Origin of the sequence: Pseudoalteromonas simplex, assembly GCF_015278155.1 — a bacterium.
Classification (GTDB): domain Bacteria; phylum Pseudomonadota; class Gammaproteobacteria; order Enterobacterales; family Alteromonadaceae; genus Pseudoalteromonas; species Pseudoalteromonas simplex.
On the sequence record NZ_JADILN010000007.1, the window covers coordinates 145,329 to 170,098 of the forward strand.

A 24,770-nucleotide genomic window follows, 5' to 3' on the forward strand; every position below is an offset into this window, starting at 1 on the left:
GGTAGCAAATGATGAGTGAATGGATTGTATCAATCTTATTATTAATTGGTGGTTGCTTTATTCTTATAGGTTCAATCGGACTTGTGAAAATGCCTGACTTTTTTATGCGTTTGCACGGTCCAACTAAAGCAACAACGCTTGGCATGGCATCATTGCTAATTGCTGCCATGGTGTATTTTAGCTACACCCACGACGGCATCAGTGTGAAAGAAATTTTGATTTCAATTTTCTTACTGATCACCGCACCTATTAGCGGCTATATGCTGATCAAATCAGCCATCCACCATAAGCTTCGTGCTAAAGATGGCACTAAGGGCCTCGATAACATCGAAGAAGATTAATACTAGCTCGCAGCAATAGTTAAGCGAGTTGATGTGATATCTGAGTAACCAGAACAATGCGATCTACGACAGTGGCTTTTATTGCGCTCGTAGATCGCATAAAATGCCCCGTCATTTAGTACAGTAGGTAAATAGAGCATTATGCGAGTAGCACTTGGAGTAGAGTACAACGGCGCGCGTTACAGTGGTTGGCAACGTCAATCACACGTCAATAGCGTACAACAAGAAGTAGAAACGGCGTTGTCGCGTATTTGTAATCATCCAGTCGAAATTGTTTGTGCAGGCCGCACCGATGCGGGTGTACATGGCACTGGGCAGGTGATCCATTTTGATACTCACGCTGAGCGTGAAATGGTCGCGTTTACGATGGGTATGAATACCTTACTGCCAAAAGATATTGCTATTCGCTTTGCCAAGCCTGTAAGCGAAGACTTTCACGCTCGTTTTAGTGCCACAGCGCGTCGTTATCGCTATGTGATTTATAATTACACCTATCGCGGCGCTATCATGAGTGAAGGGGTGACCCATTTTCATCACCCATTAGACGAAACTAAAATGCAAGAAGCCTGTCAGTATTTAATAGGTGAGCATGACTTTACTTCGTTTAGAGCACTACACTGCCAAGCAAATACAGCAAATCGTACTATTCACCATTTATCAGTAAAACGCCAAGGTGATTATGTGATCATTGATATTAAAGCCAATGCGTTTTTACATCACATGGTACGAAACATCACCGGGTGTTTGATGGACATAGGTTTACATAAGCATGAACCTGTGTGGTTAAAAGAATTACTTGATTTAAAAGAGCGCGCTAAGGCAAGTGCAACAGCAAAAGCCGCTGGCCTTTACTTAGTTGACGTGGATTACCCTGAACATTTTGGCATTCCTAAAACACCATTAGGGCCTTTGTTTTTACCTGATTCAGACAGTTAGACTTTAGTAGACTACTACTAAGACCAGTTTTTTATATCGTCTGCGGGTAATTCATGTTTTAATTGAAAAAATCTGTCTGTTTATTTGTTATCAGAAACACAAGCGAGTGTTTCCAATTAAACAGACTGCGACACAGAACAGCATTAAGAGAGTTGCAAATGAGTTGGTTAGAAAAAATCTTACCTAAAACGACTAAATCATCAGGTCGTAAAGAAATCCCAGAAGGGGTTTGGGCTAAGTGTACAGACTGTGATTCAATTTTATATAAAGCAGAATTAGAAAAAGCACTCAACGTGTGTCCTAAGTGTGATCACCACATGCGTTTAAGTGGCCGTAAACGTCTTGAAAACTTTTTAGATGATGCTGATCGCCAAGAAATTGGTGCAGAGCACGAACCAAAAGACGTATTAAAGTTTAAAGATTCTAAAAAATATTCTGACCGTATTACCCAAGCACAAAAAGCAAGCGGCGAAAAAGACGCACTTGTAGCAATGAAAGGCCGCCTAAAAGGTATTCCTGTTGCTGCTGTTGCTTTTGAGTTCTCGTTTATGGGTGGTTCAATGGCGTCAGTAGTAGGTGCTCGTTTTGTTGAAGCTGTAGATCAATGCTTAGAGCACAACATGCCACTTATTTGTTTCTCTGCATCAGGCGGCGCACGTATGCAAGAAGCACTTATGTCGTTAATGCAAATGGCTAAAACAAGTGCTGCACTTGCAAAAATGAGCGAAAAAGGCTTACCGTTTATTTCAGTATTAACTGATCCAACAATGGGTGGTGTATCTGCATCACTGGCAATGCTTGGTGATGTAAACGTTGCTGAACCTAAAGCGCTAATCGGTTTTGCGGGTCCTCGTGTAATTGAGCAAACAGTACGTGAAACGCTTCCTGAAGGTTTCCAACGCAGTGAATTCTTGCTAGAGCATGGTGCAATCGACATGATTGTAGACCGTCGTGAAATGCGTGACACCCTTGCACGTATCTTAGCGAAATTTATGAACTTGCCTTCTACTGAACAAGAGCATAGAGTAGCGTAAATTTCAGCTTAACTGATTAAACGCTATGACAGAAATCCTTCCTAGCCAATCATCAAGCCTTGATGATTGGCTTTGTTATTTAGAAAGTGTCCATCCTGCTAATATCGAAATGGGTTTAGAGCGCGTAGAACGCGTGGCAAACCAAGTCGGCTTACTCGATACATCAAGCAAAATAATCCTCATTGCAGGCACCAACGGTAAAGGGACTACAGCCCGTTGCCTAGAAAGTTTATTACTTGCACAGGGTTACAGTGTGGGTACTTATGCTTCGCCGCATCTTATTCGTTATAACGAGCGCGTACGTATTAATGGCCAAGAGCTTGACGATCAATTCCATGTTGATGCTTTCGATATGCTTGAAAAAGGCCGTGGTGACACGCAGCTTACTTATTTTGAGTACGGTACCTTAGGCGCACTGGCTATTTTCAAACGTCACGCCGTTGATTATGTGCTGCTAGAAGTGGGGCTGGGTGGCCGTTTTGATGCGACTAATATCGTGAATCCGCATGCTTGTGTGATCACCACCATAGATTTAGACCATAAAGAATACCTAGGTGATACTCGAGAACTTGTTGGTTACGATAAAGCCGGTATTTTCCGTACCAACACACCAGCTATTGTTGGCGATTTAGCGATTCCGCATACAGTGACTGATTATGGTAATGAAATTAACGCTGATATGGTGTTATCAGGCCGTGACTTCATATTCACAGAAGACAGTGAAGGCTTTAACTGGCAGTACCAAGGTAAAGATTGGCGCTTAGCTAAGCCTGCTATCCCTTGTCAAAATGCAGCAACCGCGTTGACCTTACTTGCAAAGCTTGAGCTACTACCAAGCGAGCAACAAGTGCGTGATTGCTTAGCGAATCTGACTGTAGAAGGGCGCTTTCAGCAGTTAAGTGAGCAGCCGCTTATTTTTACCGATGTTGCGCATAACCCTGAGTCAGCTCGATATTTGGCACGCAAATTAAGCGTGTATAAAGATCAAGGGTTTAAAATTCATGCATTAGTCGCTATGCTTGCAGATAAAGATAAGGTGGCTGCTATTTCAGCCGTGGCAAATGTTGTTGACCAGTGGTCGTTAGCAAGCTTAGATTGTTTCCGTGGCGATAAAGTTGAGAATCTTGCTAAAGCACTAGCCGAAACCACATCAACAGCGCCTAGTACGCACTATGAGAGTGTTGAAACTGCGCTAGATACGTTATTACCAAATGTTGATGAAAACACGTTAGTGATTGTGTTCGGTTCGTTTATAACTGTGGCTGCAGCCATCAATTACTTTAAAAAATAGAGAGGAAATCGGTGAACGCAGGGTTTATTAATCGCTTAGTAGGCACCACGATTGTGGTTGTGGCGGCTATTGTCTTCATTCCAAACATTTTGGATGGTGAGAAGGTTCATTATAAAGAAGGCTTTAAAGCTATTCCTGAACGCCCTGAGTTCACTACGATAGACTTGCAAGAGGTGATAGATAATAAAGTCGCCTCTGCCGAGCAACCTTCGCAAATTCCGGTTGAAGATACGCAAGCAAACGATGCTGATCTTGTCGCAAAAGAAACCCAGCAAATTGATACTGCACCGCAAATGGTTGAAGCTTCTATCGATGAGCCGGTAATTAACAAAGCTGAGCCAAAAGTTGCAGTGCAAGAGCCTGCCAAGCCAGTCGCTAAAGCCCCTGAGCCAACCCGTAAGCCAGAAGAAAACCTCACACAAATGGCTTATGTTATTCAACTGGGTAGTTTTTCTCACGCACCTAATGTGAAATCACTGCAAGAAAAATTAAAAGCGAATGGTTTCAAAACCTTCACTCGCCCAATCAAAACCCCGAATGGCACACTGACAAAAGTCTTTGTAGGTCCTTCACTTAGCAAGAAAGAGTTAGAAAGTAAGCTTCCTGAGTTAAAGCAGTTAACCAAGTTAAACGGCAAAGTTACTCAGTTTGAAATTACAAAATGATCTGGTATTTTGAGTATACCTCTTATAGAATGCGCCCCAAATTAACGACTAGTTGGTTCTTATGATCTGGGTTGATTACGCCATACTTGGCATTATTGCACTATCCACTATCATCGGCTTAATACGTGGCTTTGTAAAAGAAGCAATGTCATTAGCTGTATGGGCTGGCGCATTTATCATCTCTAGTTTGTTTTACCAATATTTAGCATCCTTCCTAACAAGTATTTCAGAACCCCTTTTAAGAAATGCAGCCGCAATAGCCATATTATTCTTTGCGACACTCCTGTTGGGTGGGTTACTAAACTATATTTTAGGTGAACTTGTACAACGTACTGGTTTATCTGGCACAGACCGTGTTTTCGGCATAGTGTTTGGTGCTCTTCGTGGCGTGTTGGTCGTAAGCGCGTTACTCTTCTTTCTTGATGCTTTTACCGGTGCACCTAATACGCATTGGTGGGGCAACTCTATTTTGATTCCAGAATTTGGCTTTGTTGTTGAGTGGTTCTTCTCGTACCTCGAAAACAACTCGAGCTTTTTAAATTCTGTAAACCGTTAATCGGCGAGGATAAATTTAATGTGTGGTATCGTTGGCATAGTCGGAACTTCTCCTGTTAATCAGGCGTTATATGACGGCTTAACTGTTTTGCAACACCGCGGTCAAGATGCAGCTGGCATCATTACCATTGAAAACAACACGTTTAGCTTACGTAAAGCCAATGGCCTTGTAAAAGATGTATTTCATACCCGTCATATGAAACGTCTGCAAGGTACAATTGGTATTGGCCATGTTCGCTACCCGACAGCTGGTTCTTCTAGCTCGTCTGAAGCGCAACCTTTCTATGTTAACTCGCCATTTGGTATCGCACTTGCGCACAATGGTAACTTAACAAACGCAGAAGCATTAAAGCAGCAATTATTTTCAGAAGCTCGCCGTCATGTTAATACAACATCTGACTCTGAAATTTTACTTAACATCGTGGCACATGAGTTAAGCAAATCAAATAAGCTAAAACTTGATGCTGAAGATATCTTCACTGCGATTACTGAAGTGAATAATAAAGTAACCGGTGGTTACGCAACGATTGCAATGATCATTGGTCACGGTATTGTTGCGTTTCGTGATCCGAACGGTATTCGCCCATTAGTATTTGGTAAGCGTGAAACTGCAAATGGTACTGAGTACATGTTTGCATCAGAAAGCGTTGCTTTAAAAACAGATGGCTTTGAGTTTGTTCGTGACGTTGCACCAGGTGAAGCAATTTACGTAACTGAAGATGGTCAACTTTTTTCACAAGCGTGTGCTGAAAAAGCAACTTACTCGCCGTGTATCTTTGAGTTTGTTTACTTTGCACGCCCAGATTCAACAATTGACCGTATGTCTGTTTATGCAACACGTGTAAACATGGGTACTAAGTTAGGTGAGAAAATCGCACGTGAATGGGCTGACAAAGACATCGACGTGGTTATTCCAATTCCAGAAACATCATGTGACGTAGCACTTGAGATTGCATCAGCGCTTAACCTGCCATACCGCCAAGGTTTTGTTAAAAACCGCTACATTGGCCGTACGTTTATCATGCCAGGTCAAGAAATGCGTAAGAAGTCAGTTCGTCAAAAACTGAATGCTATTGACCGTGAGTTCAAAGGTAAAAACGTATTACTTGTTGATGACTCTATTGTTCGTGGTACAACGTCAGCGCAAATCGTTGAAATGGCTCGTGAGTCAGGTGCGAAGAACGTTTACTTCGCATCAGCAGCGCCAGAGATTCGTTTCCCGAACGTATATGGTATCGACATGCCATCGGCAGCTGAGCTAATTGCTCATGGCCGTGAAGTTGAAGATATCAACGCCAGCATTGGTGCAGATGGTCTTATCTATCAATCGTTAGATGACTTAATCTCAGCAGTAAGCCAAGAAAACCCAGAAATCACCCGTTTTGAAACATCAGTATTTGATGGTCAATACATCACCGGTGATATCGACCAAGACTACTTAAACCACATTGACCGTTTACGTAATGATTCAGCGAAATCAACCCGTGAAAATGCGATGTCAGCAAGTTTAGAGTTACATAACCAAGAAGAAAACAGCGCTGATTAATCAGCCTTGTTTTGATTGGTATAAAAAAGGAGCTTCACAGCTCCTTTTTTGTTTATGGAAAGAAAGGAAAATAACAATGAACTCAAGTAAACATAGGGTGGACAATTCCGTTAGTCCATAAAATAGCTGTCGCAGCTAAAATAATTACCAATAAAATCAGCCCGCACGTGACTACTGAACTGGCATAGATAAAACCTCGCTCTTCAGGAATATGCATTAAAATTGGCACTCCTGTATAGAGCAAGTAAACTGAGTAGGCCAGTGCTACAAGACCTACACACACCACAAACCATAGCTCAGGTAAGAATGCCGCAAATGAAGACATAAATACTGGCGTGGCTGTATATGCAGCAAGTTCTAGGGTTTGTGTAAAGGTGGGTTTTGCACCAAAGGTCACTGCCATCCAATGAGCTAAGTATGCAAGTGCAAACACGCCCGCAATTAGTGCAAAGTACATCGCAACCGCGATAAGTAATGCACTATCATGGGTTAGATATACTGCTTCACCTGCGCCAATACTCCAGCCCAAATAAACTGATGAATAGTAGCCCATGAGTGAAGGGATACAAGCAATTAATAAAATGTGCGATAAGCTATAGCGCAAGCTTTCGTGACGGTTATCAATTGTCTGCCATTCTTCGAGTGGGTGAGCGTATAAGCCCCATAAGTGGTTTAGAATCATAATTATTGCCCCTGTAAAAAAGGAATATGAGCTGCTTTATTTTTGTACAGCTTTGATTAAGTTATGGTTCAGTAATTAAATCTTGTCAAGAAGCTGAAATAATCGATATAGCCGATTAAATGTAACTCTTTAGTGCATATAGAAAATTACTTTGCACTGATGTGGGTCATGGAATGCGGGCTAATTTATGTGATAAAATCGAATTAAGATTTTTGATGAGAAGTTATTCAGTGCCTTATTCTGATTTATTAGCGCCCATTCATTCTTTTTTAAAGTGCGAAACGCCTGATGAGTGGATTGCTGCGGCAACCAAAAAAGAAAACTTAGATGTGGTTTTAATTGATCACCTAATTTGTGAATTAAAAGCAGCTCAGTCTGCGATGTTTTTAATTCGTAAGTATGCAGTTGATAAAGAAAGTAGTGATGCGTTGCTTGAGTGGTTAAAACCCTTTGAAACGCTTGTTTATAAGCGTGAAGGTGATTGGCGAGAGCTTGCAGATAAAAACAAGCTGACTAAATCAATGATCCCAAAATCGAATTCACCTTACGGGCAAGACCTTATCGATAAAATGGTGATGCTTATAAAAGAAGAGCTCCATCACTTTTATCAAGTGCTTGAGATCATGGATGAATACGGCATTGAATATAAAAGCATTACCCCATGTCGTTATGCCAAAGGAATGCTGCGCCATGTAAAAACTTACGAGCCTGATGCTTTGGTAGATAAATTAATTATCGGTGCTTACATCGAAGCCCGCTCATGCGAGCGTTTTGCTAAATTAGCCCCGCATGTTGATAAGCGCTTAGGTGACTTTTATATTTCACTACTGCGCTCTGAAGCGCGTCATTACCAAGACTATTTATCTCTTGCACAAGAAATCAGTGAGTTTGATATCACTGAGCGTGTTGAATTTTTTGGTCTGCTTGAAGCTGAGCTTATATCAACTCCTGACGAAGACTTTAAATTTCATAGTGGTGTGCCAGCTTAGGTAAGCTTTTTTGAGTACCTATGTATCACAAGTAAGCTCAGTTCCTTAAAATTTGAATTCTTATTACCGCAACTAGCGCAGGTTTCTGCTTAATAATTGAGTTAATTGACGAGTTTGCTCGTCAGTAAACTCATAGCTTTGGAGAATCTCTTCTAGTTCACCTGAAGCCACAATCGCTTTTAGACCTAAATGTAAGCTACGTTGAAATTGCTTTGCTTGGGGATGATGTTTGTCGCTGATCACGTGTAAATTTTGCGTAGCTAAAGTCGGGGTAATATATTCAACTTCTACTTGCTTTGCTTGTTGTAACCGCTCGCTGTTGCTGAGCCAATACAAAGCGACTTCTTTTGTGCCTGCAACTAAATCAACGCGGCCATGTTTTAGTAGTAATAAGCTATCAATTAAGCTATCAGTGGTTGTTACAGTAAGCTCTGGGTGTTGTTCAAACTCTGGGCTAACTGCATAGTCTTCTCCTTTACTAATCGTATAGGGTTTTAGTGAATATAGTGAGCCAGTAAAAGTTATCTCGCTGCCTGCGCGTTTAAAAAGTACTGTGTGAGCTGTCGCAATAGGTTGTGAATAAATAAAGCTTCGCGTTCTTAACTCAGTATAATAAGCCCCGAGTACTGCCACACGTCTATGTCGTTTTGCCAGTTTTAATGCTCGAGCCCACTGAGTATATTCGATAGAGGCTTTTTGATTTTGCGTTTTCAGTGCTGCGATGACCACTTCATGAAGCCAGCCAGGCTTGTGTTGTTCACCAATAAAATAGGGCGGGAATGGCTCAGTGACCAATTGCCAAGTTTGGCAGTGGACTGAAAAGCTGAACAGTAAACAGCAACAGAAAAAGCTTAATCGGTTCATAAACAGAGAAGGTATTTAACATTACTGTTTACAGCATAGTTAAAAATACGCTTATTTAAAGGGCGTATGGACTAGTTTTTGTTTTTCAGGAGTAGCTCTTAAGTATGAACCTTGTTCATACCAGTCACCCAGTACAGTGCGGGTTAGCGTTTTACCATTTATATTATAGTGATGCACATTGGGGCGGTGGGTATGACCGTGGATCATATTAGCAACCTGATGCTTTTCAAACATGGCTAAAACCGCATCTTCGGTCACATCTAAAATCTCTAATGCTTTGCCAGCTTGGCTTTGTTTTGATTTTTCGCGGGCGTTGCGGGCAATTTTCTTACGATACCAAAGCGGCATAGCAAGCATTAGTTTTGGCCACCACCAACCACGGCTTTTTTTACGAAACTTCTGATATTCAATATCTTGAGTGCACATTTCATCACCGTGCAAGATAACGGTTGGAGTACCGTATAAATCAATAACAACTTGCTCAGGCAATAACGTCATACTCGCGCTTTTTGCATAGTCTTCTCGCATAATGAAATCGCGATTACCATGGATAAAAAACACCTCAGTACCACTTTTACTGACTTGGCTTAAACGTGCGGCAACACTCTTTGAAAGGTCAGTTTGATAGTCATCACCGACCCATACTTCAAAAAAATCACCCAAAATATACAGCGCATCAACGTCATCATTAATAATCTTGTTATCAAGAAAATCAAAAAATGCCGCGGTGATGTCTGGGCGGTTTTCTGTTAAATGGAGATCGGCAATAAAATAACTTTGTTTCATGGTTACTCGCAAAAAAGCGGGCAAAGGCCCGCTTAAAAAGACTAAACGATTAAATTAGCTAACCGTTACTTTTTCGATGATTACATCTTCAAGAGGTACGTCTTGGTGGAAGCCAGCGCTGCCAGTAGCAACACCTTTAATTTTGTTTACCACGTCCATACCTTCAACAACTTCTGCGAACACGCAGTAGCCCCAGCCTTGTGATGTTTCACTGCTGAAGTTTAAAAAGTCATTGTCGTTAACGTTAATGAAGAACTGCGCAGTTGCTGAGTGTGGATCCGGCGTACGTGCCATTGCTAATGTGCCCACTTTATTTGCAAGGCCGTTGTTTGCTTCATTTTCGATAGGGTTGTTTACTTCTTTTTGAACCATACCTGGTTCAAAACCACCGCCTTGTACCATAAAACCATCGATTACACGGTGGAAGATAGTACCGTTGTAAAAGCCAGCGCTGGCATACTCTAAGAAGTTTTTAACTGTGTTTGGTGCATCGCTTTCGTGCATCTTGATAGTGATGTCACCAAAGTTTGTGTGTAGTACAACCATGAGGTTTCCTATATCAGGTTTAATAATGGGGCTATTTTATAGTAGTTGTGTTTGATTAACAAAGAGCTTGTTTAAAACGATTAACAAACTGCTTATTCAATTGATAAAGCGCTAGAGCAGCGGCTTTGCAAGTGTTACCATAGAGAATCTCGAAACACCGTTAAGGACATTTTATAAATGGTACAAATTTACAACACACTTACGCGACAAAAAGAGCAGTTTAAACCCCTTGTTGATGGCAAAATCGACATGTACGTGTGTGGTATCACCATTTATGATTACTGTCACATCGGTCATGCTCGTACTTTCGTTGGTTTTGACGTGATTGTTCGTTACCTACGCCACATCGGTTACGATTTAAAATATGTTCGTAACATCACAGATGTTGATGACAAAATCATTAAGCGTGCTAACGAAAATGGTGAGTCAATTAATGACTTAACGACTCGTATGACTAAAGCCATGCATGAAGATTTCGACAGCTTAAATATGCTGCGTCCGGATGTTGAGCCTACAGTAACAAACCATATGGATGAAATCATCGCGATGGTTGAGCGTCTAATTGCCAAAGGCCATGCGTATGTTGCTGCAGATGGTGATGTATTGTTTGACGTATCAACCTTTGAGCAATATGGTGCTTTATCACAACAAGACCTAACCATGCTACAGGCTGGTTCACGTGTTGAAGTTGCACAAGATAAGCAAGATCCACTTGATTTCGTGCTTTGGAAAAAAGCCAAGCCAGAAGAGCCGTCATGGTCTTCACCATGGGGTGAGGGTCGTCCTGGTTGGCATATCGAATGTTCAGCAATGAGCTCTAAGCACTTAGGCGAACATTTTGATATTCACGGTGGTGGTTCAGATTTACAGTTCCCGCACCATGAAAACGAAATTGCTCAGTCATGCTGTGCAAATAACGGCAAATACGTGAATACGTGGATCCACACGGGTATGGTGCAGGTAAATAAAGAGAAGATGTCTAAGTCTCTAAACAACTTCTTTACCGTACGTGATGTATTAAAAGAGTACGATGCTGAATCAGTTCGTTATTTCTTAATATCAGGTCATTACCGTAGCCAGCTTAACTATTCGCAAGAAAACCTTGAGCAAGCACGTTCGTCACTTGAACGTATTTACACTGCACTGCGCGGGGTAACGCCAATCGAATGCGACTTAGCTAGCAATGAATATGTGGCTAAATTCAGAAAAGCGATGGATGATGACTTCAACACACCAGAAGCACTACCCGTGTTATTTGAACTAGCAAAAGAGCTAAACCGTGTTAAAGACAGTGATGCAGAGCAAGCAGGTAAGCTCGCTTATGTACTACGTAGTGTTGCAGAGGTATTAGGGGTAGCACAACAAGATCCAGAAGCCTTTTTACAAGGTGGCCAAGCTGATGATGAAGTAGCACACATCGAAGCGTTAATAGCAAAACGTAATGAAGCCCGCGCAAGCAAAGATTGGTCGGCAGCTGATGAAGCCCGCGATGCATTGAATGCACTTGGTGTGGTACTTGAAGACTCTGCTGGTAAAACAACGTGGCGTAAAGCCTAAGTATCCATCGAAAGATAACTCATTAAAAAAGGTTGCCAACGAGGCAACCTTTTTTGTTTTTAATTAGATACAGCTATTGACCTCAACTTTACTTGAGGTTTTACCTTGTCATCTCTTCGTATTAACAAGGACAGACATTGAATATTTTACTTGCCATGATCCCCGCCTTTTTATGGGGCACCACCTATGCCGTGACCAAATATGCCACACCTGATTGGCCGCCACTTTTATTAGGCGCATTGCGTGCACTACCTGCAGGGTTGTTACTTTTATTACTTAAACCTAGTTTGCCAACCCGTTCGCAGTGGCCAAGTTTGTTAACGCTAGGTGCTGTGAATATCGCGCTGTTTTTTGCCTTTATTTTTATCATGGCAGTAAACCTTCCTGCAGCTATAGCTGGGGTAGGGATGGTGTCTGTGCCGGTTGTGGCTTTGATATATGCTTGGCTTACTAAAGGACAGCGCCCTGCAAAAATTCAAGCATTCTGTGCTATGGCGCTGGTGGTATTGGCATGGTTTTTGTTTGACCCAGCACACGTGTCATTAAATGTATTGGGAGTGGCTGCTTTATTTGGGGCCTTACTGACTATTGTGATTGGTAGCACCTTGGTACAGAGTTTGTCGGTGCATATTCATTGGTGGGTTGTGCTTACCTGGCAGTTAATCATTGGCGGCACTATTTTATTATTGGCTGCGTTTATTGATGGCAGTTTACTTCACCCAGAACAATACCAAGTGGTATTTGAGCCTATCTCAGCGCTGCAATATTCGGCATTATTTTGGTTAATCGTGCCCAATACTGCCATCGCTTATATTCTGTATGTTTGGTTATTAGGACGCATGACTGTAGCTGAGTTTTCATTCGGAACGATAGCTAACCCAATTGCGGGAATCGTATGCGCTGTTTTACTCATAAACGAACAATATCAAGACTGGCAATACCTATTGATGTTTATGATGATTGTGTTTTCAGTGCTCCCCCAGATGTTAAAGCTCAGACTGTTCAAACTACATCGGTTTTAAAATCAAAAAAGGCTGCCAATTGGCAGCCTTTTGCAATAATTTAGCTCTTCTTAGCTGTGGTACTTTTCACACGCTTCAAGGGTGTTTTCGATTAAGCTTGCCACAGTCATTGGACCAACACCACCTGGTACTGGTGTAATGAAATGTGCTTTTTGTTCAGCGATATCGTATTCAACATCACCAACAAGCTTGCCAGATTCAAGGCGGTTAATACCTACATCGATTACGATAGCACCTTCTTTAACCCAATCACCCGGAATAAACTCAGGTTTACCCACCGCTACAACTAATAAATCAGCGCGGCGAACATGCGTTTCTAAATCTTGAGTAAATTTATGACAAACCGTTGTTGTACAGCCTGCAAGTAAAAGCTCAAGTGACATAGGACGACCAACAATGTTTGATGCACCAACAACAACTGCGTGCATACCTTTGTAGCGAACACCGGTAGAGTCGAGTAGGGTGATAATCCCCTTCGGCGTACAAGGACGAAGTGCCGGCATACGCTGAGCTAAACGACCAATGTTATAAGGGTGGAAACCATCAACATCTTTATGTGGTGTGATGCGTTCAAGAATTTTTTCAGCATCAAGACCTTGTGGTAAAGGTAACTGTACTAAGATACCGTCTACTTCTTTGTCTTCGTTTAGTTGATCTATTAATGCAAGTAAGTCTTGCTCAGTTGTGTCGCCAGGTAAATCGTAAGACTTAGATACAAAGCCGACTTCTTCACATGCTTTACGTTTAGAACCAACATACACTTGGCTAGCTGGATCTTGACCAACTAACACAACTGCTAGTCCTGGAGCGCGTAATCCATTCGCTACACGCTCTGCAACTCGCTCTGCTACATTGCTGCGTACTTGTTTAGCTATTGCCTTACCATCGATGATGTTTGCCGTCATGGGTGACCTTTAATTGGGGTTAGTTAACTTGATACTGATACATCTAAATATGATTATCCAATAAAGGGGGCGTGGATACACAAATCATGTTTGTTTGATCATATTTATTTATGTTGCGTATTTTCGCAGAAAAGCATCATAGCGCCAAGATGCAATCTTATATAAAGCGCTACTTTATAAAAAAGAGTTCAAATTTTAGCTTATATTTGCAATATTTAACCATTATGAACTAAAAGTGACCGATTGAATTATTTTCTTAAAAAAATGTTTGACCTGACTCGGTCAAATCACTATTATGCACCCCGTTGTTAACGAGGTCACTCGCAAACAACAGTAAGCATCGGCGATTAGCGCAGTTTGGTAGCGCACTTGGTTTGGGTCCAAGGGGTCGCAGGTTCAAATCCTGCATCGCCGACCACTTCTTCTTTAAGAAGCGGCGCTTACAGGCTAACTTATGAAGTTTTCGATGCGCCCGTAGCTCAGCTGGATAGAGCAACGCCCTTCTAAGGCGTTGGTCGAAGGTTCGAATCCTTCCGGGTGCGCCATTTGAAAATATGTAAATGCCGTGGTGATTGTAGCTCAGTTGGTAGAGCCCCGGATTGTGATTCCGGTTGTCGTGGGTTCGAGCCCCATCAGTCACCCCAATTTACTCTAAGATATCGGCGATTAGCGCAGTTTGGTAGCGCACTTGGTTTGGGTCCAAGGGGTCGCAGGTTCAAATCCTGCATCGCCGACCACTTTTGGAAAGTTCAAGGTCAAAGAACGATTGGTTTGGGTATATCCAATTCAGTCGAAGGTGCAAATTTTGCATCGCCGACCACTTTTAATAAGCGGTATTTATTTTCAAAACTTCTCTCAGTATCGGCGATTAGCGCAGTTTGGTAGCGCACTTGGTTTGGGTCCAAGGGGTCGCAGGTTCAAATCCTGCATCGCCGACCACTTTTAAAGAATTATGGTCAAAGAACGATTGGTTTGGGTATATCCAATTCAGTCTCAGGTTCAAATCCTGCATCGCCGACCACTTCTAAATTTCTAAATACATCCTTTAATTCAGCTTAATTCTCCTTTGTTATTTTGTTGCGTTCGTTTTTTACGCATTTAAACGCTGATTGCTGCTATATACGCCAAATAATTGCCCCCCAGACTCGACTATCATAAATATTAGGTTATAATGCCGCGTCTATTGTTTAACATAGTGCCCATAGGGGCAAAGCAGCAATGGTATCTCATGGTTACAATGCGCCGTTTTAAGTTGAAATTTTCAGCGTTAAAACTTGCTATCACTCATGGAGATCACCTTGTTTGTAAGGAAGGCGAACAGTCGCCAAAATTGAAGATTGAGGTAAATCATGCAAGTTTCTGTTGAGACGACTCAAGGCCTTGAGCGCCGTCTGACCATCACCGTTCCTGCAGAGAACGTTGAGACTGAAGTAAAAAAACGCTTACAACAACTGTCTAAAACCCAGCGTATCGATGGTTTCCGTCCTGGTAAAGTACCAGCGTCTATCATCAACAAGCGTTACGGTGCTGCAGTACGTCAAGAAGTTGCTGGCGAATTAATGCAACGCAACTACATCGAAGCAATCGTTTCTGAAAAAATTAACCCAGCTGGTTCACCTACTTTCGCTCCTAAAGCGTTAGAAGCTGGTAAAGATTTAGAATTCGATGCAACTTTCGAAGTTTACCCAGAAGTTGAAATCCAAGGTTTAGATAAAATCGCTGTTGAAAAGCCAGCTGTATCTGTAACTGACGAAGACCTAGCTAACATGCTAGAAACTCTACGTAAGCAACACGCTTCTTGGGCTGAAGTTGACGCAGCTGCTGGCGAGAACGATCGTGTAACTATCGACTTCGTTGGTTCTATCGAAGGCGAAGAGTTCGAAGGCGGTAAAGCTGAAGACTTCCCACTAGAACTTGGTCAAGGTCGTATGATCCCAGGTTTCGAAGACAACATCGTTGGCAAAAAAGCGGGCGAAGACGTTGTTGCTGAAGTAACTTTCCCTGAAGAGTACCACGCTGAAAACCTTAAAGGTAAAGCAGCTACTTTCGCAATCACTGTTAAGAAAGTTGAAACTCAAGAGCTTCCTGAGCTTAACGACGAGTTCGCAACTAAATTCGGTGTAGCTGAAGGCGGTGTTGACGCTCTTAAAGAAGAAGTTAAAAAGAACATGACACGTGAGCTTGACCAAGCAGTTAAAGCTAACGTTAAAGATCAAGCTATCAAAGGTCTTTTAGCTAACAACGAAATCGAAGTGCCAAAAGCGCTAGTAGATCAAGAAATTGATGCACTACGTCAGCAAGCTGCACAACGTTTCGGTGGCGACGCTAAAAACATGCCTGAGCTTCCAGCTGAATTATTCCACGAGCAAGCTGTAACTCGCGTTAAGACTGGCCTATTACTAGGTGAAGTAATTAAAGCGAACGAGCTTAAAGTTGACGACGCTAAAGTTGAAGAGTTAATCGCAACTGTAGCTTCTGCATACGAAGATCCAACTGAAGTAGTAGAGTACTACAAAGCAAACGATCAGCTTATGCAGCAAATGCGCAACGTAGCGATGGAAGAGCAAGCAGTTGAAGCTATCCTAGCTAAAGCAAACGTGACTGACGTTGAAAAAGCATTCGACGACATCATGAATCCACAGCAAGGTGCTTAATAAGTCATTGACTTAAGCTCTCGCTAGCGATTAAATGGCTCGTGTTACCCTGTATTTATACAGCGTACTCGGGCCATTTTAGTTTGTGGTATCAGTTTCAAAAAAACCAACAATACTGATGTTATTTCAGAACTTTTTTCGACGAGGATTGAATTTGTTCTGATAAGTTCCTATATAGTTATAAAGATTGAATAGACAGCTTAATTTACATTAGTATAAATGTGCTTTCCTTATAGTAAGGATGAGTCGCAGCGGATAAGGAATTAAATAAGAATGAATAGCGGTATGATAGACCCTCTAAACGCACTAGTCCCTATGGTTGTCGAACAAACAGCTAAAGGTGAGCGCTCATATGATATTTACTCACGTCTTTTAAAAGAGCGCATTATTTTCTTAACTGGCCAAGTAGAAGATAACATGGCTAATTTGATTCTTGCGCAAATGCTGTTTTTAGAATCAGAAAACCCAGAAAAAGATATTTATCTTTATATCAATTCGCCAGGCGGTTCTGTGACTGCGGGTATGGCAATTTACGATACAATGAATTTTATCAAGCCTGATGTAAGCACAATTTGTGTTGGCCAAGCGGCAAGCATGGGTGCATTTTTGCTATCAGGTGGTGCTAAAGGTAAGCGTTTTTGTTTACCTAACTCACGTGTAATGATCCACCAACCATTAGGTGGTTTCCAAGGTCAGGCATCTGACTTTGAAATTCATGCCCGTGAAATCTTATCAATTAAAGATAAGCTAAACCGTTTAATGGCTGAACATACTGGCCAGCCACTCGATGTGGTTTCTCGTGATACCGATCGCGACAACTTCATGAGCGCAAGCGAAGCGGTTGAATACGGCCTAGTTGATTCAGTATTTTCAAGCCGCGAATCGAAGTAATCTGAATAGCTAATAATAACGTATTGTTAGCTATCACCCTTTACTATGCGAAAACTAATATTCTTTGATATAGTTAAACATAGTGAATTAGCAGTGGCCTAGTGCTACTGCCAACGTAATAAATGAGGTAGCTGAATGTCTGACACTCCTACAGACGGCGACAAAAGTAATAAATTGTTATACTGCTCTTTCTGCGGCAAAAGCCAGCACGAAGTTCGCAAACTAATTGCTGGTCCTTCAGTATATATTTGCGATGAATGTGTTGAGCTGTGTAACGATATTATCAGGGAAGAAATCAAAGACATTGCGCCGAAGCATAATGCGTCTGATAAACTGCCTGTGCCGAAAGAAATTCGTAATCACTTAGATGATTACGTGATTGGCCAAGACCACGCGAAAAAAGTGCTGTCGGTTGCGGTATACAATCACTACAAACGTTTACGCAATCAAACAATCAATGCGGATATTGAGCTTGGTAAGAGTAATATTCTACTAATCGGTCCTACAGGTAGTGGTAAAACATTACTTGCTGAAACCATGGCCCGTTTACTTGATGTACCATTCACGATGGCGGATGCAACGACACTAACTGAAGCAGGTTATGTAGGTGAAGACGTTGAAAACATCATTCAAAAGCTACTGCAAAAATGTGATTACGACGTAGAAAAAGCACAACGTGGTATTGTTTACATCGATGAAATCGACAAGATTTCTCGTAAGTCTGACAATCCATCGATCACCCGTGACGTATCGGGCGAAGGTGTACAACAAGCCTTACTTAAGCTAATTGAAGGGACGGTTGCATCTGTACCACCACAAGGCGGCCGTAAGCATCCACAGCAAGAATTCTTGCAAGTTGATACATCTAAGATCCTATTTATCTGTGGCGGTGCGTTTGCAGGCCTAGATAAAGTGATTGAACAACGCAGCCATAAAAATACCGGTATTGGTTTTGGTGCTGAAGTTAAGCAATCATCAGGTAGCCGTAGCTTAAGTGAAACATTTAAAGATGTTGAACCAGAAGATTTAGTGAAATACGGTTTAATCCCTGAGTTCATTGGTCGTCTTCCAGTTGTTGCGACATTAACAGAACTAGATGAAGCAGCGCTTATTCAAATTCTTAGCGAACCAAAAAATGCATTAACTAAACAGTTCTCTGCATTGTTTGCGATGGAAGATGTTGAGCTTGAGTTCCGCGAAGATGCACTTAGCGCAATTGCTCATAAAGCAATGGAGCGTAAGACTGGTGCTCGTGGCTTGCGTTCAATCGTTGAAGGTGTATTACTTGATACTATGTATGAATTACCTTCGATGGATGATGTTAGCAAAGTGGTTATTGATGAAACCGTTATTAAAGGTGAATCAGACCCAATTTTGATTTACCAAAGCGGTAACCAAGACAAAGCTGCATCAGAATAAAGCTGTAATAGTTTAAAAGTTAAGCAGTTGAACACGAAAAAGGAGCCAAAGGCTCCTTTTTTTATAAATATGTTGAACTTTCCCTTACATATCCCCATATACTTGAGTAATCTTTAAAATAAATGAAGTGCGAAGAGAATATAATGACGCTTGAGAGAACAGATCGAGTCGAAATCCCCGTGTTGGCACTGCGCGATGTAGTGGTTTATCCACACATGGTGATCCCGCTATTTGTTGGTCGTGAAAAATCAATAAAATGCTTAGAAGCGGCGATGGACAAGGACAAACAAATTTTCCTAGTGGCGCAAAAAGACGCCTCTGTTGATGATCCGCAGCAAGATGATATCTACCGTGTTGGCACCATTGCCACAGTACTTCAGTTATTAAAGTTACCTGATGGCACTGTTAAAGTGCTTGTTGAAGGCACACAACGTGCAAGCGTTGAAACGTTTTTAGATAACGATGATTTCTTTGTGGCTGAAGCACAGTTCATCGAATCAAGCCATATCGACGAGCAAGAACAAGATATCTTTATTCGCAGCGCAATTAGCCAATTTGAAGGCTATGTAAAGCTTAATAAGAAGATCCCACCTGAAGTACTTACTTCTGTGTCTGGCATTGATGAAGCTGCGCGTCTTGCTGATACCATGGCAGCACACATGCCGCTTAAGGTACCTGAAAAGCAAAAAGTGCTTGAGATTGCCGATGTGACTGAGCGTCTTGAATACTTAATGGCGCTGATGGAAGGCGAGATTGACTTACTGCAAGTTGAGAAAAAAATCCGTACTCGCGTGAAAAAGCAGATGGAAAAGTCGCAGCGTGAGTATTACCTCAACGAGCAAATGAAAGCGATTCAAAAAGAGCTTGGCGAACTTGATGATGTACCCGATGAATTCGAAGCAATTAAAAAACGCATCGAAGAGTCTGGTATGCCTAAAGAAGCGCAAGAGAAAGCAAACGCTGAGTTATCTAAATTAAAAATGATGTCGCCGATGTCAGCGGAAGCAACCGTCGTGCGCTCGTATATTGATACGCTAATCAATGTACCTTGGAAAAAACGCTCTAAGGTGAAAAAAGACTTAGCTGGCGCACAAAAGATTTTAGATAGTGACCATTACGGCTTAGATAAAGTTAAAGAGCGTATTATTGAGTATCTAGCGGTACAACAGCGCACTAATAAGCTTAAAGGCCCAATTTTATGTTTAGTCGGTCCTCCTGGTGTAGGTAAGACTTCACTTGGTCAGTCAATCGCACGCTCTACAGGTCGTAAATATGTGCGTATGGCATTAGGTGGCGTTCGTGATGAAGCGGAAATCCGCGGTCACCGTCGTACTTATATTGGTTCTATGCCTGGTAAGTTAATCCAGAATATGACTAAAGTTGGCGTAAAGAACCCATTATTTTTATTAGATGAAATCGATAAGATGTCATCAGATATGCGTGGCGACCCTGCATCAGCATTACTTGAAGTACTTGATCCTGAGCAAAACAGCCATTTTGCTGATCACTACTTAGAAGTTGATTACGACCTATCTGACGTGATGTTTGTGGCAACATCAAATAGCTTTAATATCCCAGGTCCGTTATTAGACCGTATGGAAGTTATTCGCCTTTCGGGTTACACCGAAGACGAGAAGCTAAACATTGCTAAACAGCACTTGATTCCAAAACAAGTTAAGCGCAATGGTTTAAAAGAGCATGAAGTTGAAATTGCTGACAGCGCAATTATTGGCATTATCCGCTACTACACACGTGAAGCGGGCGTTCGTAACTTAGAGCGTGAAGTGTCAAAACTATGCCGTAAAGCAGTTAAAAACATCCTGCTTGATAAAGACACTAAAAAGGTCCTTATCGACGATAACAACCTTGAAGAGTTCTTAGGCGTACAACGCTTTGATTATGGTAAAGCTGAAGACGGTGACCGTATTGGCCAAGTAACGGGTCTTGCGTGGACTGAAGTAGGTGGTGATTTACTGACTATTGAATCAGCAGCTGTACCAGGTAAAGGCAAGCTAACTTACACAGGTTCGCTTGGTGATGTAATGCAAGAGTCAATTCAGGCTGCGATGACGGTTGTTCGTAATCGTGCTGAAAAACTTCGCATTAATAGCGACTTCTATGAGAAACGTGACATTCATGTTCACGTGCCAGAAGGTGCAACACCAAAAGATGGCCCAAGTGCTGGTATTGCCATGGTAACTGGTTTGGTATCGAGCTTAACGGGTAATCCAGTGCGCTCAGATGTAGCAATGACAGGTGAAATCACATTACGTGGTGAAGTATTACCAATTGGTGGCTTAAAAGAAAAGCTACTGGCAGCGCATCGTGGTGGAATTAAAACCGTAATTATTCCAAAAATTAACGAACGTGACTTAAAAGAGATCCCAGACAACGTATTAGAGGGCCTTGAAATTCACCCAGTTACATGGATTGATGACGTTTTAAAACTGGCTTTGAAGCACCCAGTAGAGAGTTTTTCTGTCGAAACTGAAAAAAACCAGTAAAAAACCGCAAAAAAGTGCATTTAGGGGCTTTTCAAATACAAAGGGTATGATAAGTTAAGCACTAGTTTTCAAGCCTAGGCCTTATGTGGCCTAGGGTTGAGAAAAATATAATAAACTGAGCATAAACTTAATTTGCTCATAAATTTTCAAAACAGTGATGTTATTTTTTATAAAAACAATCGCTCTTGATAATAACAATGAAAGAGGATGATATTGTGAATAAATCTCAATTAATCGATCAAATCGCAGCTGACGCTGACATTTCTAAAGCGGCTGCAGGTCGTGCACTAGATTCATTCATCGAGGCTGTTTCAGGCGCTCTTAAAGATGGCGATTCAGTAGCGCTAGTTGGCTTTGGTACTTTCTCTGTACGTGAGCGTGCAGCGCGTTCAGGTCGTAACCCGCAAACTGGTGAGACTATCCAGATTGCTGCAGCAAACATTCCTTCTTTCAAAGCAGGTAAAGCGCTGAAAGACGCAGTAAACTAATCATTAAAGATTAGTTGGTGAGAGATACCTAATCACACTTAAATTGAATTTAGGTAACTTATCACCAGTTACTTCAAGTGAAAAAGCGTATCTGGTAAGATACGCTTTTTTTACATGAGCAGGGTTAATTTGTACCTGATCAGAATAGAGATAGATAAATGCTTGAGAAAATCAGAGAAGGTTCGCAGGGACCTGCAGCCAAAATTATTTTAGGCGCGGTGATTTTATCTTTTGCTTTAGCTGGGATCGGTGGTTATTTAGGACAAACCACAGAGCAACCCGTTGCAGAAGTAAATGGAGTTAAAATTAGCCAAACCGAATTCAGCCGTGCATACCAAAACGAACGTAACCGTTTAGAACAACAATTTGGTGAATACTTCGCACAAATCGCTGCTGATCCAAATTACATGGCACAAATTCGCCAAGGCGTAATCGACCGTTTAGTACAACAAGAATTGCAAACTCAACTAGCGGCAGAATTAGGTCTTCGTGTAAGCGACGAAAGTGTTCGTAAAGCAATTTTAGAAATGCCTTACTTCCAAGTAGGCGGCCAGTTTAGCAACGACCGTTACTTACAAGTTATTCGTCAAATGAATTTCCAACCAGATGCTTTCCGTGAATATTTACGTGAAGATATGACACGCAGCCAATTAGTGGGTGCCGTTGCTGGTACAGATTTCATCTTAGAAAATGAATTAAACAACAGCGTTGCTCTACAACAGCAAACGCGCAGTATTGATTACTTAGTTGTTGCTAAAGAATCATTACAAGCTGGTATCGAAGTAACAGAGCAAGAAATTGCTGATTACTATGAGTTGAATCAACCGCAATTCTTAGCACCAGAGCAAGTGTCTGTAAGCTACATTGACTTAAATGCAGCGAGCTTAACGCTTGATTCAAGTGTTTCAGAAGAAGATATCAAAGCTTACTATGATCAAAACAGTGCCCAATATGTTGAGCCTGAAAAACGTCGTGTATCGCACATCTTAATTGATAACAGCGAAGACGATGATGCAGCAAAAGCGAAAGCTGAAGAGCTACTAACGCAGTTACAAAACGGTGCTGATTTTGCTGAGCTAGCTGAGTCATCTTCTGATGACGTAGTGAGTGCAGAAATGGGCGGCGACCTAGACTGGATTGAACGTGACATGATGGATCCTGCGTTTGAAGATGCAACGTATGCACTTGAAAGCAAAGGTGACATTTCTGACGTTGTAGAATCAGAGTTTGGTTATCACATCATCAAACTTACTGATATTCAAACACAGCAAGTTAAACCATATGCTGACGTAAAAGATGAGCTTCGCGCTGAACTTGAGCGTACTAAGAAAATTAATGCGTTCTATGAAAAGCAAACTCAAATGGGTGAGCTTGCGTTCGAAATTTCAGATACTTTAATTGATGCAGCAGAAGCAGCAGGCGTTGAAGTGCAGAAAACAGAACTTGTGACTCGCAATGCATTACCTGAGCCGCTAAACAACCCACAAGTTGTTACTGCTATTTTCTCACCTGAAGTGTTAGAAGATCGCATGAACTCAGAAGTAATTGAAGTAGGTGATGAACATGCTGTTGTTGTTCGTGTAAACGATCACAAAGCTGCGACTACGAAAGCACTAGCAGATGTGTCTGAGCAAATTAAAGCGACGTTAGTTTCACAAAAAGCATCTGAGCTTGCTAAAGAAAAAGCACGCACTCTATACGCTGAGATCGAAGCTGGTAAGAGCCTAAACGAAGTTGCACAAGCTGAAGGCCTAACAGTACGCCAAGAAGCTGCACTTGCTCGTCAAGCTTACACAGTGTCACCAGCTATTGTTCAACAAGCTTTCAAAATGGCTCACCCACAAGGTGCACCAGAGGTTGAAGTTGTTGACCTAAACAATGGCGATGCGGCAATTGTCGCGCTAAAAGCAGTTAATCCAGCAGCTGATGTTGAGATTAATGAGCAACAAAAGCAAAACATCACGATGGCTCAAGTGAATAAAAACTACATGGTATTTATTGCAGCACTAAAAGCACAAGCTGAAGTGCAAGTACCAAAAGCGACTCAAGCTGCTGAATAATTAGCAAACTGAGTTAAATAAAAGGCGCCTACTGGCGCCTTTTTTGTTAACGTTAAAGGTAATGCAAGTTATAAGGAGCTTTTATGGAGTACAGTCTAATAGAGCAGCTACCAAGCGCAGAAGAATACTGTGATATGCGCCTTAAAGCTGGCTTATCAGCACGTTCATTAGCGGCTGCAAAGGCGGGGTTACCAAACTCTCTTTATGCTATTTGTATTCGTAAAAACGATGAGTTGATTGGCATGGGCCGCGTTATTGGTGATGGCGGCTGTAATTTTGAAGTGGTTGATATTGCTGTATCACCTGAATATCAAGGGCAAGGGTTAGGGCGTGTCATTATGGAACATGTTGACCGCTACATCGAATCTGCCGCTTATGAAGGTAGTTACGTCACTATGGTCGCTGACAAACCTGGCTTTTACGAAAAGCTTGGCTACAAGTTTGTCGCACCACAAAGCCAAGGGATGTATAAAAAGTTTTGATATGAGTAAAGCTGCAAGGGGAGTGATCGAATCACTCAGTAGGAGATGTATGGACTCCTCCCCCAAATAGGGTGAGTACGGTATAAAGAGATTGGACAATTACTTTTACCAATAAGGAATCCATACATGTCAAAATTTAACCTAATTAGCATCGACTTGGCAAAAAATGTTTTTCAAGTCGGTAAGTTTTTTTATCAAAACCTACAAAGTAATAAAGCGGTGAGCAGAAAAGAGTTACTGTCGATACTCACCACTTCTCCTCGTTGTAAAGTTGTTATGGAATCGTGTGGTGGTGCTCATTATTGGGCACGTAAAGCGCGTAGTGTTGGTCATGAAGTCGTGATTCTAGATCCTCGATTTGTCAAAGCATTTAGAGTTGGCCAGAAAACAGATGCAAATGATGTTATTGCAATAGCTGCGGCTTCTTTCTCACCCAATGTTCGCCCGTGTAAATCACTGACACAAGCACAACAAAGCTTACAGTCGATAGAGCGAATGCGTGCGTTAGCTGAAAAGCAGAAACGACAGCTGGCTAATCAAATCAGAGGCTTGT

The 24,770-nt window shown here is 41.8% G+C and carries 23 protein-coding genes and 5 tRNA genes; 23 read left to right on the forward strand and 5 right to left on the reverse strand.

All coding sequences use genetic code 11. The features are described from left to right. Positions 1-8: 8 nt before the first annotated feature. From IRQ78_RS14580 to purF, 7 genes are all read left to right on the forward strand, one after another. The gene (locus IRQ78_RS14580; protein WP_054553163.1) at positions 9-341 is read left to right on the forward strand and encodes a Na+/H+ antiporter subunit G; all 333 of its coding nucleotides are present in this window, start codon (positions 9-11) and stop codon (positions 339-341) included. Between the two features lie 141 nt (positions 342-482). Next, positions 483-1,277: a tRNA pseudouridine(38-40) synthase TruA gene (truA, locus tag IRQ78_RS14585; RefSeq protein WP_054553162.1), complete on the forward strand. Its 795-nt coding sequence runs from the start codon at positions 483-485 to the stop codon at positions 1,275-1,277. Positions 1,278-1,435: 158 nt separating this feature from the next. Beyond that, positions 1,436-2,311, forward strand: a complete 876-nt coding sequence (accD, locus tag IRQ78_RS14590; protein ID WP_054553161.1) for an acetyl-CoA carboxylase, carboxyltransferase subunit beta — start codon at positions 1,436-1,438, stop codon at positions 2,309-2,311. Between the two features lie 25 nt (positions 2,312-2,336). Further along, entirely contained in the window at positions 2,337-3,602 is a 1,266-nt protein-coding gene (folC, locus tag IRQ78_RS14595; RefSeq protein WP_138598982.1) for a bifunctional tetrahydrofolate synthase/dihydrofolate synthase, read from the forward strand. Positions 3,603-3,613: 11 nt separating this feature from the next. Then, positions 3,614-4,267, forward strand: a complete 654-nt coding sequence (locus tag IRQ78_RS14600; RefSeq protein WP_138598981.1) for an SPOR domain-containing protein — start codon at positions 3,614-3,616, stop codon at positions 4,265-4,267. Positions 4,268-4,328: 61 nt separating this feature from the next. Continuing rightward, on the forward strand, positions 4,329-4,823 hold the full coding sequence (locus tag IRQ78_RS14605; RefSeq protein WP_036969851.1) for a CvpA family protein: 495 nt from the start codon (positions 4,329-4,331) through the stop codon (positions 4,821-4,823). An 18-nt stretch (positions 4,824-4,841) separates the two neighbouring features. Beyond that, positions 4,842-6,368 carry an amidophosphoribosyltransferase gene (gene purF, locus IRQ78_RS14610; RefSeq protein WP_054553158.1) on the forward strand — a complete coding sequence of 509 codons (1,527 nt, stop codon included), beginning with the start codon at positions 4,842-4,844 and terminating at the stop codon, positions 6,366-6,368. 82 nt (positions 6,369-6,450) lie between these two features. Here purF and IRQ78_RS14615 read toward each other — a convergent pair whose 3' ends face one another. Beyond that, entirely contained in the window at positions 6,451-7,050 is a 600-nt protein-coding gene (locus tag IRQ78_RS14615; RefSeq protein WP_054553157.1) for a Yip1 family protein, read from the reverse strand. 230 nt (positions 7,051-7,280) lie between these two features. Between IRQ78_RS14615 and miaE the strand changes: the two genes are divergently transcribed. Then, positions 7,281-8,039 carry a tRNA isopentenyl-2-thiomethyl-A-37 hydroxylase MiaE gene (miaE, locus tag IRQ78_RS14620; protein WP_138599049.1) on the forward strand — a complete coding sequence of 253 codons (759 nt, stop codon included), beginning with the start codon at positions 7,281-7,283 and terminating at the stop codon, positions 8,037-8,039. A 72-nt stretch (positions 8,040-8,111) separates the two neighbouring features. On the opposite strand, the gene IRQ78_RS14625 is transcribed toward miaE, so the two are convergent. From IRQ78_RS14625 to IRQ78_RS14635, 3 genes are read right to left on the reverse strand one after another with little or no spacing between them, the layout of a single operon-like run. Then, complete coding sequence (locus tag IRQ78_RS14625) at positions 8,112-8,903, reverse strand: transporter substrate-binding domain-containing protein (protein ID WP_138598980.1); 792 nt, start codon at positions 8,901-8,903, stop codon at positions 8,112-8,114. Positions 8,904-8,954: 51 nt separating this feature from the next. Then, complete coding sequence (locus IRQ78_RS14630) at positions 8,955-9,689, reverse strand: UDP-2,3-diacylglucosamine diphosphatase (RefSeq protein WP_138598979.1); 735 nt, start codon at positions 9,687-9,689, stop codon at positions 8,955-8,957. A 54-nt stretch (positions 9,690-9,743) separates the two neighbouring features. Continuing rightward, positions 9,744-10,235: a peptidylprolyl isomerase gene (locus IRQ78_RS14635; protein ID WP_054553154.1), complete on the reverse strand. Its 492-nt coding sequence runs from the start codon at positions 10,233-10,235 to the stop codon at positions 9,744-9,746. A gap of 177 nt (positions 10,236-10,412) precedes the next feature. Here IRQ78_RS14635 and cysS point away from each other — a divergent pair, with 177 nt between their 5' ends. Then, the gene (gene cysS / locus IRQ78_RS14640) at positions 10,413-11,792 is read left to right on the forward strand and encodes a cysteine--tRNA ligase (RefSeq protein ID WP_138598978.1); all 1,380 of its coding nucleotides are present in this window, start codon (positions 10,413-10,415) and stop codon (positions 11,790-11,792) included. A 137-nt stretch (positions 11,793-11,929) separates the two neighbouring features. Then, a complete protein-coding gene (locus tag IRQ78_RS14645) occupies positions 11,930-12,814 on the forward strand; it encodes a DMT family transporter (RefSeq protein WP_138598977.1) in 885 nt (294 codons plus the stop codon). A gap of 50 nt (positions 12,815-12,864) precedes the next feature. Here IRQ78_RS14645 and folD read toward each other — a convergent pair whose 3' ends face one another. Next, a complete protein-coding gene (gene folD / locus IRQ78_RS14650; RefSeq protein WP_054553151.1) occupies positions 12,865-13,719 on the reverse strand; it encodes a bifunctional methylenetetrahydrofolate dehydrogenase/methenyltetrahydrofolate cyclohydrolase FolD in 855 nt (284 codons plus the stop codon). 341 nt (positions 13,720-14,060) lie between these two features. Here folD and IRQ78_RS14655 point away from each other — a divergent pair. From IRQ78_RS14655 to IRQ78_RS14715, 13 genes are all read left to right on the forward strand, one after another. Continuing rightward, positions 14,061-14,137: transfer RNA gene (locus IRQ78_RS14655), tRNA-Pro, on the forward strand. A 50-nt stretch (positions 14,138-14,187) separates the two neighbouring features. Next, a tRNA-Arg gene (locus IRQ78_RS14660) sits at positions 14,188-14,264 on the forward strand. Between the two features lie 23 nt (positions 14,265-14,287). Continuing rightward, positions 14,288-14,363 (forward strand) — tRNA-His (locus IRQ78_RS14665). 16 nt (positions 14,364-14,379) lie between these two features. Next, positions 14,380-14,456: transfer RNA gene (locus IRQ78_RS14670), tRNA-Pro, on the forward strand. Positions 14,457-14,581: 125 nt separating this feature from the next. After that, positions 14,582-14,658: transfer RNA gene (locus IRQ78_RS14675), tRNA-Pro, on the forward strand. Between the two features lie 410 nt (positions 14,659-15,068). After that, positions 15,069-16,373: a trigger factor gene (gene tig / locus IRQ78_RS14680; protein WP_194442575.1), complete on the forward strand. Its 1,305-nt coding sequence runs from the start codon at positions 15,069-15,071 to the stop codon at positions 16,371-16,373. 273 nt (positions 16,374-16,646) lie between these two features. Beyond that, on the forward strand, positions 16,647-17,264 hold the full coding sequence (gene clpP / locus IRQ78_RS14685) for an ATP-dependent Clp endopeptidase proteolytic subunit ClpP (RefSeq protein ID WP_054553148.1): 618 nt from the start codon (positions 16,647-16,649) through the stop codon (positions 17,262-17,264). A gap of 135 nt (positions 17,265-17,399) precedes the next feature. Beyond that, positions 17,400-18,683, forward strand: a complete 1,284-nt coding sequence (clpX, locus tag IRQ78_RS14690; RefSeq protein ID WP_054553147.1) for an ATP-dependent protease ATP-binding subunit ClpX — start codon at positions 17,400-17,402, stop codon at positions 18,681-18,683. A 143-nt stretch (positions 18,684-18,826) separates the two neighbouring features. Further along, complete coding sequence (gene lon / locus IRQ78_RS14695) at positions 18,827-21,187, forward strand: endopeptidase La (protein WP_054553146.1); 2,361 nt, start codon at positions 18,827-18,829, stop codon at positions 21,185-21,187. Positions 21,188-21,384: 197 nt separating this feature from the next. Next, a complete protein-coding gene (locus IRQ78_RS14700) occupies positions 21,385-21,675 on the forward strand; it encodes an HU family DNA-binding protein (protein WP_175580427.1) in 291 nt (96 codons plus the stop codon). 158 nt (positions 21,676-21,833) lie between these two features. Then, positions 21,834-23,735: a peptidylprolyl isomerase gene (ppiD, locus tag IRQ78_RS14705; protein ID WP_194442576.1), complete on the forward strand. Its 1,902-nt coding sequence runs from the start codon at positions 21,834-21,836 to the stop codon at positions 23,733-23,735. Positions 23,736-23,818: 83 nt separating this feature from the next. Continuing rightward, positions 23,819-24,217, forward strand: coding sequence for a GNAT family N-acetyltransferase (locus tag IRQ78_RS14710; protein WP_054553144.1), 399 nt, complete (start codon positions 23,819-23,821; stop codon positions 24,215-24,217). A 126-nt stretch (positions 24,218-24,343) separates the two neighbouring features. Further along, positions 24,344-24,770, forward strand: a 427-nt coding sequence (locus tag IRQ78_RS14715; RefSeq protein ID WP_194442577.1) for an IS110 family transposase, incomplete at its 3' end; no start/stop codon positions are given.